The organism is Mycobacterium saskatchewanense (assembly GCF_010729105.1).
In the GTDB taxonomy this organism is placed as follows: domain Bacteria; phylum Actinomycetota; class Actinomycetes; order Mycobacteriales; family Mycobacteriaceae; genus Mycobacterium; species Mycobacterium saskatchewanense.
On the sequence record NZ_AP022573.1, the window covers coordinates 1,941,884 to 1,958,002 of the forward strand.

7 protein-coding genes are annotated in these 16,119 nt (G+C 69.5%); 2 read left to right on the forward strand and 5 right to left on the reverse strand.

Annotated elements, in window-relative coordinates:
• Nucleotides 1-20: 20 nt before the first annotated feature.
• The 3 genes from G6N56_RS08935 to G6N56_RS08945 form a co-directional block, all read right to left on the reverse strand.
• Complete coding sequence (locus G6N56_RS08935; RefSeq protein WP_085254850.1) at nt 21-9,251, reverse strand: type I polyketide synthase; 9,231 nt, start codon at nt 9,249-9,251, stop codon at nt 21-23.
• A gap of 663 nt (nt 9,252-9,914) precedes the next feature.
• Nucleotides 9,915-10,637, reverse strand: coding sequence for a DUF1906 domain-containing protein (locus G6N56_RS08940; protein ID WP_085254849.1), 723 nt, complete (start codon nt 10,635-10,637; stop codon nt 9,915-9,917).
• Between the two features lie 92 nt (nt 10,638-10,729).
• A complete protein-coding gene (locus G6N56_RS08945; RefSeq protein WP_085254848.1) occupies nt 10,730-11,590 on the reverse strand; it encodes a MerR family transcriptional regulator in 861 nt (286 codons plus the stop codon).
• A 40-nt stretch (nt 11,591-11,630) separates the two neighbouring features.
• Here G6N56_RS08945 and G6N56_RS08950 point away from each other — a divergent pair, with 40 nt between their 5' ends.
• The gene (locus tag G6N56_RS08950; RefSeq protein ID WP_085254847.1) at nt 11,631-12,791 is read left to right on the forward strand and encodes an aromatic ring-hydroxylating oxygenase subunit alpha; all 1,161 of its coding nucleotides are present in this window, start codon (nt 11,631-11,633) and stop codon (nt 12,789-12,791) included.
• Here the strand turns inward: G6N56_RS08950 and G6N56_RS08955 are convergent, their stop codons facing one another.
• Nucleotides 12,792-14,135 (reverse strand): lipocalin-like domain-containing protein, encoded by a 1,344-nt coding sequence (locus G6N56_RS08955; RefSeq protein ID WP_085254846.1) that lies wholly within the window; start codon nt 14,133-14,135, stop codon nt 12,792-12,794. It abuts the gene before it with no gap.
• A gap of 91 nt (nt 14,136-14,226) precedes the next feature.
• Here G6N56_RS08955 and G6N56_RS08960 point away from each other — a divergent pair, with 91 nt between their 5' ends.
• Nucleotides 14,227-15,702: an aldehyde dehydrogenase gene (locus G6N56_RS08960; protein WP_085254845.1), complete on the forward strand. Its 1,476-nt coding sequence runs from the start codon at nt 14,227-14,229 to the stop codon at nt 15,700-15,702.
• Here the strand turns inward: G6N56_RS08960 and G6N56_RS08965 are convergent, their stop codons facing one another.
• Nucleotides 15,703-16,092: a MaoC family dehydratase gene (locus G6N56_RS08965; RefSeq protein WP_085254974.1), complete on the reverse strand. Its 390-nt coding sequence runs from the start codon at nt 16,090-16,092 to the stop codon at nt 15,703-15,705.
• Nucleotides 16,093-16,119 lie beyond the last annotated feature (27 nt).

The window sequence follows — 16,119 nt, forward strand, 5'->3', positions numbered from 1 at the left end:
AGGCTAACGGATGGGCCGGGTCACGCCGGAGTGACCTCGTAGGCGTCGTCATCGCCGAGCCGGGCGGCCGGATTGAGCAGCATCGCCGCCTCCTGCCGCTTCTCCGGCGCGTCGTGGTCGAAGCGACGGTCGGGTGGCCGCTGGTACATAGGCGGACCGCCGGCGATGGCCGAGACGAGTCGGCGCTGGCCGGCCAGCAGGCGTGCATCCGCGCGCCGCTGGTAGTCGGCGCGCTCGTCGGGGCTCAGCGTGGCGAGGAACGCCTGCGGGTGCACCAGGGCGACCAGGCCCGAGACGTGACCGAAGCCGAGGCTGCTCAGCATCCCCGCCTTGAGCGGGAACTTGTTCCCCAGCTGCAGCTTCTCGCGCACCCACACGAAGTGAGCGGAGGTGGCCAGCTCGTCGTCGACACAGTCCAGGCTGCGGTTCGGCGGTATCACCCCGTCGCGCAGCATCTGGCACAGGCCCATCATCTGGAAGACCGCCGCGCCGCCCTTGGCATGCCCGGTGAGGCTCTTCTGCGACACCACGAACAGCGGCGCGCCCGGCGAGCGTCCCAGCGAGTCGGCGAGCCGCTCGTGCAGCTCGGTCTCGTTGGGGTCGTTGGCCAGCGTCGACGTGTCGTGCTTGGAGATCACCGCCACGTCGTCGGCGCCCACGCCCAGCTTGGCCAGCGCGCGGGCCAGCGGCGAGGCCTTGCCGCCCCGGCCCGCGCCGAGCGCTCCAAGCCCCGGTGCGGGGATCGAGGTGTGCACGCCGTCACCGAACGATTGCGCGAACGCCACCACCGCGAGCACCGGCAGTCCCATCTTCACGGCGAGGTCGCCGCGCGCCAGCAGGATGGTTCCGCCGCCCTGCGCCTCGACGAAGCCCAACCGGCGCCGGTCGTTGGGCCGGGAGAACTTCGAGTCGTCGATGCCGCGGCCACGCATCATGCCGGTGTCGGCGGTGGCCGCCATGTCACCGAAGCCGATGATGCCTTCCAGCGTCAGGTCGTCGATGCCGCCGGCCACCACCATCTCGGCCTTGCCGAGCCGGATCTTGTCCACGCCCTCCTCGACCGACACCGCCGCCGTCGCGCACGCCGCGACCGGGTGGATCATCGCGCCGTAGCTGCCGATGTACGACTGAACCACATGGGCCGCAACGATATTGGGCAGCACTTCCTGGAAGATGTCGTTCGGCTTGCTGCGGCCCAGCAGGTTGCCGTGATACATCGTCTGCATCGAGCTGCCGCCACCCATGCCGGTGCCCATGGTGTTGGCCACCAGGCTCGGATGGACGTAACGCATCACCTCGGCGGGGCTGAAGCCGGCGGACAGGAACGCGTCCACCGTCGCCACGATGTTCCAGACCGCAAGGCGGTCAATGGAACTCGCCATGTCCGGGCTGATGCCCCAGACCGTCGGGTCGAACCCGGTCGGCACCTGGCCGCCCACCACGCGCGACAGCTTGGTCTTGCGGGGCACCCGGATCTCGGTGCCGGCCTTGCGGATCACCTGCCAGTCGCTCGAGTCGGGCACCGGGCGGATGACCGTGTGCTCGGGATCGAACTCGACGAAGGCGCGCGCGTCGGACTCCGAGGACACCACGAAGCTGAAGTCCTTGTCCAGGAACACCGACACCAGCAAGGGCGAAGCGTGGTCGGGGTCGATCGCGCCGTCGTCGACGAACTGACGGATGCCGCAGCGCTCCACCACGACGTCGTGGTAGCGCTCGACCAGTTCCGACTCGTCGACCAGGTCGCCGGATTGGGTGTCGTACCAACCTGGTTGGGGGTCGTCCTCCCAGCGGATCAACCCGGTGGTCCAGGCGAGCTCCAGGACACCGGCCGCCGACAGCTCGTTGTCGACCTCCATCTCGAACCGGGTGCGTGACGAGCCGTACGGCCCGATCTCGGCGCCGCCCACGATCACGACCAGGTCGGCCGGGTCGACGTCGAGGTCCTCCCACTCCGGCGGCGGCGCCGGGGTGAACCCGCGCGGCGGGGACGGCAGCGCGGCGATGGTGCCCGCGGCCTCGGACGCTTCGGCGTCCTCGTCCTGATCCGACGTCGCCCGCTCGCGCCCCTTGGCGGCCAGTTCGGCCATGTCGAGGTTGGCCTCGGCGAGCCCGCCGGTCAGGTCCGCCTTGATCGGCGCGCCGGCCGCCGCGACCTTGGACTCCGGGTCGCACAGGTCCAGCAGCATCCCGGCCATCTCGTCGGTCGAGTAGGTGGTGACGCCGGCCTCCTCGACCGCCTCGACGATGGCGTCGTTGTGGCCCATCAGGCCGGTGCCCCGGGTCCACCCGATCAGCGCGTGCGCCAGGCTGACCCGGGACGCCCACGAGGACTCGGCGTGCCAGCGGCTCACCAGCGCGTCGAGCGCCGACTTGGCCTCGCCGTACGCGCCGTCGCCGCCGAACATTCCGCGGTTGGGCGAGCCGGGCAGCACGACGTGCAGCCGCGAGGCGATGTCGCGCTCGGCACCGATCTTCGACAGCCCGCCGACCAGCCGCTGCACCGCCCACAGCAGCACCTTCATCTCCATCTCCGAACGCGAACCGGCCTCCGAGAGGTCACCGGCGACGCGCGGCGCCGCGAAGGGGAACAGCAGCGTCGGGGTCTGCGCGTCCTTGACGTGAATCGATTGCGGCCCAAGGTTTTCGGTCTGCTCGTTGCCGACCCACTCGACGAGGGCGTCGATGTCGGAGTACGACGCCATGTTGGCCGGAACCACCCACAGGGCGGCGCCGTAGCGGGCGTGGTCGCGGTACAGGCCCCGGTAGAACGCCAGCCGGTCCTGGTCGAGCTTCGAGGTGGTCGCGATGACCGTGGCGCCGCCGTCGAGCAGCCGCCCGACGACCGATGCCGCGATCGACCCCTTCGAAGCGCCCGTCACCACGGCCACTTCGCCGCTGTACGGGCCCGGGTCCGGGTTCTCCGCACCGGCAGCGATGCGCCCGTAGAGCGACGCGTGGATCTGCCGGCCCGCGGCCAGCGCCTTGCCCTGCCACCAGGTGGCCTGGGTGGCGACGACGTGCCCTGCGCCCTCGAAGCGCTCCGACAACCGGACCCAGTCTGCGTCGATGTCGCCCTCGTCGGCCAGCCAGAGCTTGACCAGATCCTCGCGCGCGCTGGCCCAGCGGTCGTCGAACAGGACGGCCTTCTTCCCGTCGAACACCGGCGCCACCAGGCGCGGCCAGTCCGCGCCGAGTTCGGCGGTGACCAGATCGATCAGCTCGGCATCGGTGGCCGCCGGCATTGCACTCACCGGATTGTCGTGACCTAATTGGCCCAGGATCAGGCGGGCCGCCGAGGCCAGCACGCCGTCGCGGCCGGTGATCTGGTCGGTGAACTCGCTCAGTGCCGCGGCGTCGATGGTCGCGCCACCCCCGCCGCCCGACGAGGGCAGCGCCACCGAGATGCCGTGGCGCGCGGCGACCGACGTGACGGCGGCGTCGATGACCCGGTCGACCGAGGCGGCGTCGGACAACGCGCCCTCGTGCAGGTGGCCCAGGCCGCCTCCACGAATGCTGGTGCCCTCGCGCGTTCCCAGCGCGACCTCGACGGTGACGTGCTTGGCCCAGCCGTCACCGAGCTCCCAGGTCTTCTTGACTCGCTCGGCGATGGCGCCCGGCCGCTTGCCCGACGGCCCGAGCACCGTGCGCAGCTGGTCGTTGATCGCATCGGAAAGCACTGGGCCATAGGGCTTATACGTGCGGGCCAGCTTGGTGACCTGCGACCGCAGGCCGGCCAGGTCGGCCTCCGCGGCACCGTCGATCGCGCCCAGGTTCAGCTCCGAGCCGAGGTCGACCAGCAGCTGATTGCGCCGCGACGACGCGCCGTCGGTGATCGACTCGATGGAGTCGAGCTGCTCGATCTGGTCGATGCGCATTTTGGCCGACAGCGCGATCAGCGCCAGGGTGGCGTCGGCGGCGTCGAACGCGATGTCGTCGGGGCGCGCAGCGCCGCTCGGCGCCGAGGGAGCGGGGGCGACATTAGGCCGGGGTGCAGCGTCCGCCGCGGCAGCGGCCGAATCATCCGGCTCCGCCACGTCCTCCGGCTCCGGCTCGGGGTCGGTGTCGTTGGCGAACAGCACCGCCGCATCGCGCTCAGCGTTGAGCACTTCCACTGTGCTGTGGGCGTATTCGGGCAGCTTGAGGGTGTTGGTGGCCAGCCCGGCCACGGTCGGGGCCGACTTCACGCCGATCTCGACGAACCGCTCCACGCCCAGGCCGCCGGCGGCCTCCTCGGTGAACAGCAGGTCCTGCGTCTCGATCCAGCGCACGGGGCTGGCGAACTGCCATGCCAGCAGCTCGATCAGCACCTTGCGGGCGAGCTCACGGGGCCTCTCCGCGCGCCAGGTGTCGTAGTCGGCGAGAACCTCGTCGAGCGGCTCGGCGGGCACCAGATCCCGGATCTCCTGGACGAAGTCGCGATCGAGCGAGAACGGGCGCGGCACCAGGTTGGGGATGTAGCGCCCGATGATGATCTCCGGGTCCTTGTCGCGGGGCATGACCCGCTCGAGCGAGCGGCGGAATTCGGCGACGCCGACCCGCAGCACCCGCGAGTGGAACGGCACGTCGATGCCCGGCACGAGGATGAAAGACCGTTTGCCCCCGGTGATCTCGCGGCGGCGTTCGACCTCAGCCTCGAGGGCTTCCAGGCCGCGCACCGTGCCGGCGATCGCGTACTGGGAGCCGCGCAGGTTGAAGTTGACGATCTCGAGAAACTCACCGGTACTCGCCGCAATGTCGGCGACGAACGCGGGGACCTCGTTGTCGGGCAGGTCGATCTGGGAGGGCCGGATGGCGGCCAGCCGGTAGTTGGACCGGCCCTGCTCGTCGCGCGGCACGATGTCGTGCATCTTCGAGCCGCGGTGAAAGACCATCTCCAGCAAGGCTTCCAGCTCGTAGATGCCGGTCACGCAGGCCAGCGCCGTGTATTCGCCGACCGAGTGCCCACACGCGATGGCCCCCTCGACGAAGGCGCCCTGCTCGCGCATCTCGGCGACCTGCGCGGCGGCCACGGTCGCCATCGCCACCTGGGTGAACTGCGTGAGGTACAGGACGCCCTCGGGGTGGTGGTAGTGCACGCCGCTGGCGATGATGCTGGTCGGGTTGTCGCGCACGACGTGCAACACCGAGAAGCCCAGCGTGTCGCGGGTGAACTTGTCGGCCGTGTCCCACACCTTGCGGGCCGCCTTCGACCGGGCCCGGACCTCCATGCCCATGCCCTTGTGCTGAATGCCCTGACCGGGGAACGCGTAGACCGTCTTCGGGGCGGCCAGGCGCGCGGTCGCCGACATCACCAGGTCCGACCCTACGCGGGCGGCGACCTCGAGAACCTCCGCGCCCCGGTCGATTCCGACACGGTCGACGCGGAAGTCAACCTCGTCTCCCGGACGCACCATGCCCAGGAACCGCGCGGTCCAGCCGATCAGCCGGGCCGGGGGGCGGGCCCGCCCGTCGGTGGCGGTCACCGAGTGCTGCGCGGCCGCCGACAGCCACATCCCATGCACGATCGGCAATTCCAGGCCGGCCAGCAGCGCGGCCGCGCGGTCGGTGTGGATGGGGTTGTGGTCGCCGGACACCACGGCGAACGGGCGCATGTCGACCGGTGCCGTCAACCGCACGTCGCGGCGGCGACGGCGCGGCGTATCGGTGGCGTTCTTCGACACCGCGCCGCCGGCGCGCACCGGGTCGGCCAGCTCGGCGGTGCCGGTGCGCCCCAGGATCGCGAAACGCTCACTGAGCGTGGCGACGACGGCTCCGTCGGAGTCGCGGACCTGCACGGCGACCGGGACGACCCGCCCCATGTCCGTGTCGACGGCGGGCGAAGCCGTTGCGGCGATGGTCAATTGAGCCGGCTCCGTCGGCAGCTTGCCGACCACGTGAGCGGCATGGTCGAGGTGCACCAGGCTCAGCAGGCCCTCCACGACCGGCACCCCGGCGTCGGTGGCCGCCGAGCCGATCGCGGCGAACACCGCCGGCCAGCAAGGGCCGACCAGGGCGTCGGGGACGGTGGTCAGGCCGGGCGCCAGCGACTCGGAGAAGGTGGCGGTGACGCCGGTGTGGTCGGCCACCCGCTCGGGGTCCCAGTCCACGGTGACGGTGGCGGTGCCGTCGGTGACCGCGGGCAGGGATTGCGGTCCGTCGACGCCGGCGGCGATCGCGAGGACCGCCCGCATGGCGGCGGCGGCGTCCTCGACGGAGACGACCGGGGTACCGCCGTCGAAGGTGTTCGGCGGCAGCGTGAACGGGATCTGGATCCAGGTGCCCGACACGGGCACGCTGAGCACCACCCGCTCGCCCTCGACCTCGAGCCGCGCTCCGGTGGACGGGTGGTTGGCGCGCCGGCTCTCGGGTCCGTCGTGGACCAGCCAGTCCCCCGGTTCGGCGATCCGGTGCACCGGGTTGGTTGCGGTGCGACCGGCCCACTGCACGTCGGCGGCGTCGAGCACGACGGCCAGCGGCCCGGTCACGTCGGGGCGGCCCAGCCGGCGCGAGGTCACCGGTTTCGGCCCCCCATCGGCGGCCAGCACCTCGTCGACGGCGGCCTGCTCGAACCGGTCCAGCAATTCCCCGACGGGCTCGTCCATGCGGGTGATGCCGGCGACCGCCGCCGTGCCGGGGATGATGCACACCTGGTCGGCGTCGTAGCGGGCGTCGTGCGCCTGCCAGAGCGAGTCGCTGCGCCACCAGCGCCGGACGTCCTTGTCGATGACCGGGACGAAGTTGACGGGCTTGCCGAGCGTCTTGCACAGCGTGACGAAGAACGGGACGTCGGCCGGATGCAGTTGCACGGTGTCGGCGTCGGGGTAGTGGGCCAGGAGCAGCTCGATCGCCGCTTCGGGGTTCTCCAGCAGCGCCGAGTCGTCGAAGAGCGTCGCGATGGGACCGGAATCCTTGGCGTGCAACCGCGCCTCGGCGCGCTGCAGCATTTGCTGAAACCGGTCGCGCCAGGTGTCGGCCAGCCAGGGGCTGCCCGGCGCGGCGGTGTCGGCGGTGGAGTCGCCCTCGCCGATGGCCAGCTCGACATAGCGGCGCAGCCACTGCAGGTAGGTCATCTCCGCGACGTCGCCGAAGTAGGGCTTGGCGGTCTTGGCCATCGCCGCGATGATCTCGTCGCGGCGCGCGGCGACCGCCTCGGCGTCGCCCGCGACCTCGTCGAGCAGCCGGCCGCACCGCGACGCGCTGTTGTCGATCTCGTGGATGTCCGCACCCAGCTGGCTGCGGCTGGAGGCCATGCCGCCCTGGGCTTTTCCGGCGCCGATCCACTGGTCGGTGCCCTGGGTCTCGACGAGCATCCGCTTGACGGACGGCGACGTGGTGGCCTCCTTGGTGGCCATCGCCGCGGTGCCGACCAGGATGCCGTCGATCGGCATCAGCGGGAAGCCGTATGCCTGGGCCCAACGCCCGGAAAGGTACTCGGCCGCCCGTTCGGGGGTGCCGATACCACCGCCCACACACACCGTGATGTTGGAGCGCGACCGCAGCTCGGAGTAGGTCGCCAGTAGCAGGTCGTCGAGGTCTTCCCAGGAGTGGTGACCGCCGGCGCGCCCGCCCTCGATGTGCACGATCACCGGCTTGGTCGGCACCTCGGTGGCGATGCGGATGACCGACCGGATCTGCTCGATCGTGCCGGGCTTGAACACGACGTGGCTGATGCCGACGTCGTTGAGTTCCTTGATCAGTTCGACCGCTTCCTCGAGCTCCGGAATGCCGGCGCTGATGACCAGTCCGTCGATCGCCGCGCCGGACTGGCGGGCCTTCTGCACCAGCCGCTTGCCGCCCACCTGCAGCTTCCACAGGTACGGGTCGAGGAACAGGGCGTTGAACTGGTAGGTGCGGCCCGGCTCGAGGAGGCCCGCCAGCTCCTCGACCCGGTTGGCGAAGATCTCCTCGGTGACCTGACCGCCGCCGGCGAGCTCGGCCCAATGTCCGGCGTTGGCGGCCGCGGCGACGATCTTGGCGTCCACCGTGGTGGGCGTCATGCCCGCGAGCAGGATCGGCGAGCGCCCGGTGAGCCGAGTGAACTTCGTCGAGAGCTTGACCCTGCCGTCGGGCAGGCGAATCGCGGTCGGGGCGTAGCTCGACCACGCCCGCGCCACCTCGGGGACGGCGCCCACGGTGAACAGGTTGCGCTGGCCGCCCCGCGTGGCGGCGGGCACGATGCCAATGCCCAGCCCGCGGATCACCGGGGCGGTCAACCGCGTCAGGATGTCGCCGGGTCCGAGGTCGAGGATCCAGCGGGCGCCGGCGTCGTTGAGGCGGGTGACCTCCTCGACCCAGTCCACCCGACGCACCAGGAGCGACTCGGTCAGGTCGCGGGCCAGGGCGACGTCGAGGCCCACCTTCTCGGCCCAGCCGCCGACGATGTCGATGCCGTCGGCCAGGCGCGGTGTGTGGAAGCCGACCTCGACCTGCACCGGGTCGAAGACCGGCGCGAAGACGTCACCGCCGCGCAGCTTGTTCTTGCGGTCGGCCTCCTCCTTCTCGGAGATCTGCCGGCAGTAGAGCTCGAAGCGGGAGAGTTGCTCGGGGGTGCCGGTGATGACGACCGAGCGGCGGCCGTTGCGGATCGACAGCACCGGCGGCAGCACGGTACGGACGTCCTGCGCGAACTCCTCCAGCAACCGACCGATGCGCTCGGGGTCGGCGTTGGTGACCGAAACCATCGGCGGCCGGTCGCCGAGGACGGAAATGCCCCGACGACGGGCGACGAGCGTACCGGCCGCGCCGATCAGCTGGGCCAAGGCGAGCAGCTCGACATCGCGCGCGCCCGCGGCCCGCAACGCCTCGACGGCGAGCACGCCCTGCGAATGCCCGGCGACGGTCACCGGTGGCGTCGCGGTCCAGTCCATACCCTGGCGCGCCAGGGCGCGCACGGCCGCGATCTGGGTGAGCAGCACGCCCGGTATCGACACGGCGGCGGACGTGAGGTGCCGGTCCGCCGGGACGGGGTCCTCGGCCGCCAGCGCTCGCACCCAGGTCAACGGCTCGAAGCCGATGGGACGGACGACGACCAGCTCTCGGGCCACCGGCTCGAGCAGCAGCTCGGCCTCGCCGACCAGCGTCGCCAGGTCCGACTCGATCCCGGCCGAGGACACCAGCTCCTCGAGGGTCTCCAGCCAGGCGCTGCCCTGTCCGCCGAAAGCGACGGCGTAGGGCTCGCCCGCCGTCAGGCGGTCCACGAGGGCATGGGAGTGGTGCGGGTCGTTCTTGTCGCGGTCAGCGGATACCCGGTCGTGCTCGTGGATCGTCACCTGCTACATCTCCCCTACGTGCGTCTTTACGTCTTCGGTCGTCCGGCCGGTCGTTTCTGGCGCGCAGAGCGCCGCTAGGCACCGCGGATTCAGCGTCGAATCACAGCCGGGAAACCCTGACCGATGTGTGGTCTTCCTGTCCCGGGGCCGCTTTCTGCGCCTGCCTGGCGAAAGGCTCGCTTTTCGGCGGCACCGGGGACTGCATCGGATGTACTAAGAGTGTCATAAGGATCAGTGCACCTTTTGCCTGCTGATTGGTTACTGGTGAGTTCTACGCGCGGGTAACCGTGTCCTGAGTAACACCCGCTTCGAGCCACGGCACGGACCTCCCGAACAAACGTGCTGCATGCAGGTGGTTACGGTCGAGTAGCTATAACTGCGCTGTTCAAGGCCGTATTGTTATGTAATCGTTATGTAAAAATTTTCGGGTCGTGAGATTCACGGATGCAGGGTCGGTCCGGCCCCGCCCGGCCCGGCAAAGCCCTCAGGTCCGAGTAATCAGCGAACGAGTGTTTGCTGGGATGCCGGGCGGGGGCGCCCGGCGGGATGAGCGCGGGCGCGGTTGGCCCTCCGGGCGCCGACCCCCGAGATTGCCGCGAGGGTCGCGCTTTGGCGTGGGTCACGCCGTCCGTGGCAATTTCGGCCCGAAGTAATCGCGCTCGGTTAGACCCACTGGCCGAATTGCGGCTTGAGGATTTCGTTGATGTCGACCCCGACGCCGCCGACGCTGCGTTTGTCGATCTCGACCTGGTGCAGGTGGGCGGCGGGATGGGTGAACCCCTTCGGCGAGCCCCAGTTGTGCTGCCAGAAGTAGGAGCCCAGACCGTCGTGCAGCGCCCAGTCGATGGTCTTGGAGTTCGCGTACACACCTGTGCGCTGGTGGCCTATCACCGACTCCCAGGACCGCAGATAGGGGACGATCTGCTGTTTGTACTGGTCATATGATGGGTCGTCGTCGATCGAGGCGTAGATGGGGGCCTCGGCCGGGCCGCCGGCGGCGGCGTGTAACTGCATACCGCGCTGCGCATGCTGCACGCCCGCGCCGGCCCCGCCCAACCAGTCGGCCGTGCTGCCCTTGCCGAACTGGTAGCAGGACACGATCTTGAGCCCATTGCTGTTCAGGTCGCGCGCCTCGGAGACCTGGATGGGCTTGCCGAGCATCCAGTTCCCGCCCGGCCGCCGATCCGACACATAGCGGATCGACCCGACGGCTCCCGCGGCCCTGATCTGGCTTGCCGGGATGACGCCGGCGGCATAGTCCAGCAGGGTGCCCAGCGACGCCGAGGCCGGCGCCGCGCCCAACGACACGCCCGCGACACCCAGGCCTACCAAGGCGGGCGTTGCGGCCGCGAATTTCAGCAGGTTGCGTCGCGAGACCGATGCCACGAATCACAGCGTACGACGCAGTCACTCTAGACACGGGAACCTCATCGGTCACATCTGCATCACATCGGCGCATGGTCGGTTTAGGGGTCGGTCTACGCCCCGGGGCCGGGCAGCACGATGACGCTGACAGCCTCCAAGCCGCGACGGGCGGCCTGCCTGGCGATCTCGTCGAGGAAGTGCGGGGCAGCTGGGTTGATCGTTGCCGCCCAGGCCCGAAAGCCCTGCACGATCACCGGGTCGCGCTCCAGCAGGGGCCGCACACCGCGCAGCACGGCGACGACGTCGTCGGGTAGCGGGTCCGCCAGCTGCCGGTCGGTCCAGGACCGGGCGAGCTCGCCCGCCGCCGTCACGCTGTCACCCAGGCCGACCACCTCGCCGGCGAGCCGGCGCAGGCGAGCGAAGAGCACCCGCCGTCCCGGCGTCTCGGCCAGCTGAGCCAGCAGCGTGCTCGCTGCGGGTGGCAGCACCATCTGCCCGAACAACGCGGGAACCGGCAGGTCCCACTCGTCGAACAGGTCGGCGTACATGGCCGCGACGGGCGCGGGCAAGGGAGCGCTGAGCCGCCCGATGACGCCGATGCTGTCGCGGTGGGTGGTCGCCAGACTGCGCAGGATGTCGTCGTTGTGGTCGTGGGCGCGGCACTCATCCAGGGCCGCGATCAGTTCATCGAGGCGATCCCGTTGGCGCACCAGCAAAGCTCGGTGTTCGTCGAGTAGGTCCGCCAACGTGGTTTGGCCGTCGCCGGTCAGTCGCTGGATGTCGTTGATGCTCATGCCGAGGCTTCTCATCAGGTCGATCCGCAACAGGTCCAGGACCTGCTCGACGCCGAAGACCCGATAGCCGTTGCTGAGATGATCCGCGCGCAGCAGCCCGATCTTCTCGTAGTGGCGGATCCGGCCCGAGGCGATGCCCGTCAAGGCCGTGACGTCGCCGATCAGCAACTGTTCAGCCACTTCTTGACCTTACAACCGTCGCAAGGTCTGTACTGGTCACATGCAACACGATCAGCTCATCGACCTGACCCGGCGCGCGTTGAAGCTGGCGCGAGACAACGCGACTGACCTCGCCCCGGCGCCGCACCGGATTGACGCGCGCGACTACACGTCCGTGGAGCGTCACAGCCGCGACCGGGCGCTGATTCAGGCCAGCCCGCAGCTGGTGGGGTACGGCTCGGAACTTCCCGGCCCCAACGCCTACTGCGTCAAGACGGTGATGGGTCGATCCGTCCTGCTGACCAGGGCATCGGATGGGTCGGTGAGGGCGTTCGACAACGTCTGCCTGCACCGCCAGGCCCAGGTGGCGACCGGCTGCGGGGTCGCCAAACGCTTCAGCTGCCCGTACCACGCGTGGACGTACGACAACGCCGGAAGGCTGGTGGGGCTGCCGGGCCGCGAGGGCTTCCCCGAGCTTCACGTCAAATCCGATGGGTTGACGGAACTTCCGGCTGCGGAGTTCGCCGGGTTCCTCTGGGTGGCGCTGGATTCCGGCGCGACCCTGGACGTCGCCGCGCATCTGGGACCGCTCGCCGAGGAACTCGACTCGTGGGGCATCGGCCGGTGGGCGCCGCTGGGCGAGAAGGTGCTCGACTCCGCGATCAACTGGAAGCTGGCGATCGACACCTTCGCCGAGAATTACCACTTCGCGACCGTGCACCGGCAGACCTTCGCCACCATCGCGCGCAGCAACTGCACGGTCTTCGACGCCTACGGGCCGCATCACCGATTGATCTTCCCGCTGAACACGATCCTGGAGCTGGACAACATCCCCGAGGAGCAGTGGAACCCGTTCCACAATATGGTCGTCATCTACGCGCTGTTCCCCAACATCGTGCTGTCGGTGACGATTGCCAACGGCGAGCTGTTCCGCGTCTACCCGGGCGATCGCCCGGGCAGATCCACGACGGTGCACCAGAACTCGACGACGCTGGACCTCTCGGTCGAATCGGTCGCCGCGGGCGCTCAAGCCGTGTTCGAGTATGCACACTCCACGGTGCGCGACGAGGACTACCGGTTGGCCGAGAGCGTGCAAGCCAATCTCGAGTCGGGTGCTCGCGACCACCTACTGTTCGGGCGTAACGAGCCGGGCCTGCAGCATCGGCATCTCGCGTGGGGACGAGCACTCGGGAACGCATCCCCGGACGCTCCGGGCCTCTGATCAGCCGTCGGGTCCCAGCAGGGCGATGAGATCCTCGAAAAGGGTTGCTAATACATCATTTCCGCCCGGACGCATCGTGGTCAGCAGCTCGCCCGCCTCGGCGCGGCGTCCGGCGGACAGCAATTGCACCAGCAGCCGGACCATCACCTGCAGGTCGCGGTCGGCCGCTTCCATGTTCGCGACGCTGGTGGCCAGGACTTCCACCAACTCCCAGTCTCGGTAGAGCGCCAGGGACCGCTCGTTGAACGCGAAGGCTGTTACCGGCTGGCCCCCCAGCGTGCCGCGATAACGATAGGGCCCTTCCATGTACTCGATCGGCAGACCGTGCGCCGGCGCAGCGACCAGCGGTTCACCGATGATGTCGAGTTGCAGTGCGCGAGAGGTGATTCGGTGCCGGTCCGGCAGGTAGCGCGCCCGGGCCGGCGGACGCACCAGCGGGCGGACCTCCTCCGGCCAGCGCACGTAGCTGGTGGTCGAGACCTCGACGTCCTCGGCGCAGTGGGGCGCCATCACCGGATCCGGGTAGCTGGTGGTCGCCCCGGAGAACGGTTGCGGCGCGTTGCCGTTGGTGCGGTCGAACTGCCGCCAAATGCTCATGTCGACGCCGTTGTCGAAATTGATGGTGCGCCATTCGTGCGACCGGGACCGTGGGTCCCCACCCGATCCTCCGCCTCCGGCGTACTTCGGAAACCATTGCCGGTCGACATGCCCGGCTGCGCCGGTGACCTGCTCGACGGCGTCGCCCCAGCGCAGGATGCCGGTCATCGACATCCCGGTCTGGAAGTACGAATACGTGTCGCTTTGGCCGAAGCAGATGATCTTGCCGTTGTAGGTGGACGCGCCCACGGGTGTCGGTGCGCGCGTGGGCGCTACGACGAGGTCCAGCCGCATCGCGCGTCCGTCGCGGTCCTCACCCACCAGTCCGACGCGGTAGGTGAAGGGCTGCAGGTTCCCGTCGCTGTCGCGGCAGGTGGTCCAGGAGGCGGTGCCAGCGCTGCTGCGGTAGCTGAGGTCGAGGTGGCCGACTGCCATCGTGAGCTTGCGCCGCGCGCCCGGCTCCATGTTGGCCGGCGGCATGTCGTAGTCGGTGTAAGTGCCGTAGTCGCCGGTGTCGAGATCGAACAGCGCCATCGTGTAGAAATCGGCCACCACGGTTCCGCCGGGTTGGTTCTTGTTGAAGATGGTCAGGAAGGCGAAGGAACGGCCGGTCGCGGCGTCGAGCTCACCCGCGATGAACCACGTGTCCGACTCCTGGTCCGGGTGTTCGCCCTCGGCGGCCGGGAAATCGAGCTGGCCGTCGCCCGGCACCAACTGGAATGGATAACTGCGCCAGTCGCTAGTCATGACAACCCTGGTCGGCTTCCTGTCTTTTTTGCTATGTTAACATCTATAGCGAAATTACGGTCGCTCGCCCCCTGCCTGAGGTAGGTTCTCGATGTCCCAGAATCCCGGCCATCGCGCGTACAACGAGATTTTCATCGGCGGTGAGTGGCGCAAGCCCGCCAATCCGCAACAGCTCGCGGTGATATCCCCGCACTCCGAGGAGCCCGTCGGCCATGCCCAGGCGGCCGGGCCCGAGGACGTCGACGCGGCCGTCGCCGCCGCGCGCCACGCCTTCGACCACGGACCGTGGCCGCGGATGGCCCATGCCGAGCGAATGGCCAAGGTCGAGCAGCTGGCCGCGATCTACGCCGGCCACGCTGACGAGATGGCCGATCTGATCACCGACGAGATGGGGTCCCCGCGCAGTTTCAGCCGCCTGGGCCAGGGGGCCGCCGCGGCGGGACTGATGCACCTCGCGCTGGCCGCCGCGCGCGACTTTCCGTGGACCGAGCGCCGCCAGGGTGTGCTCGGCGAGGTGCACCTGCGCAGGGCCCCGGTCGGGGTCGTCGGCGCGATCGTGCCGTGGAACGTGCCGCAGTTCCTGATCATGCCGAAGCTGATCCCAGCGCTGATCGCAGGCTGCACGGTTATCGTCAAACCCGCGCCCGAAACACCTTTGGACGCTTTGTGGTTGGCGGAAATGATCGAGCAGATCGACCTCCCCGAGGGGGTGGTGTCGGTGCTCCCCGGGGGCACCGACGTCGGCGAGGCGCTGGTCCGCCATCCCGGTGTGGACAAGATCGCGTTCACCGGCTCCAGCGCCGTCGGCCGCCGGATCGCCGCCCTCTGTGGGGAGCAACTGAAGCGCTTCAGCCTGGAACTGGGCGGCAAATCCGCGGCGATCATCCTCGACGACGCGGACATCGAGAAGACCGCGGCGGGCCTGAAGAGCGCGGGCCTGATGAACAACGGGCAGGCCTGCGTCGCCCAGACCCGCATCCTAGTGAGCGACCGACGCCACGACGAGGTCGTGGACGCGCTGGCGGCCATGATGTCGGGCCTGCAAGTCGGGGACCCCGCCGACGCGGCGACCGACGTGGGACCCCTTGTCGCGCAACGGCAGCAGCGCCGCGTCCAGGAGTACATCCGGTCCGGACAGCAGGAAGGCGCCCGCCTGGTCCTGGGCGGCCAGGACAGCCCGGCCGAGCGCGGCTGGTACGTGCAGCCCACGCTGTTCACCGACGCCACCAACGACATGCGCATCGCCCGCGAGGAGATCTTCGGCCCGGTGCTGACCGTGCTGCGTTACCGCGACGAACAGGACGCGCTCCGCATCGCCAACGAGAGCGACTACGGCCTCGCCGGGTCGGTCTGGACCGCCGACATCTCGCACGGCCTGGAGATCGCCGCCGGTGTGCGCACCGGCACCTACGGCATCAACATGTACACGCTCGACATCGGCGCCCCGTTCGGCGGTTTCAAGCAGTCCGGCATCGGGCGGGAGTTCGGGCCGGAGGGCCTGCACGAGTACGTCGAGTTGCAAACCTTGGTCTGCAAGGGGCAATTGCCGCCCTTGAATGCCGGCTGATCAGGCGCTTTCGGGCACCTGCAGGGTGAGTTCGACCGGACAGCACAGCGCGCCGTGCTGATTGGTCACCCGGATCTCGATGTCGACCAGGCAGCGTGGCGGGTCCACCGAGTCGTCGCGCCGCTTGGCCACCGCCCTGCCGCGCCCGACCATCGTGTCACCGGCATAGACCGATCCGGCGAGCCGCATGGAGCGGCGCACCACGCGGCTGCCCGGACCCGCCCAGTCGGTCGCGACCCGGTCGGCGAAGCCGGCGAGGTGCATGGTGTTGACGTAGATCGTCGGGTTGCCCTGGGAGCGGGCATAGTGGGGATCGAAATGCCCGGGGAAGTAGTCCCAAGTGGCGCCGGCGTTCTCCACCACCCGCTGGTAGGTGATGTTGTCGACCATCTCCGGCAGCTCGACCGGCACGGTGAT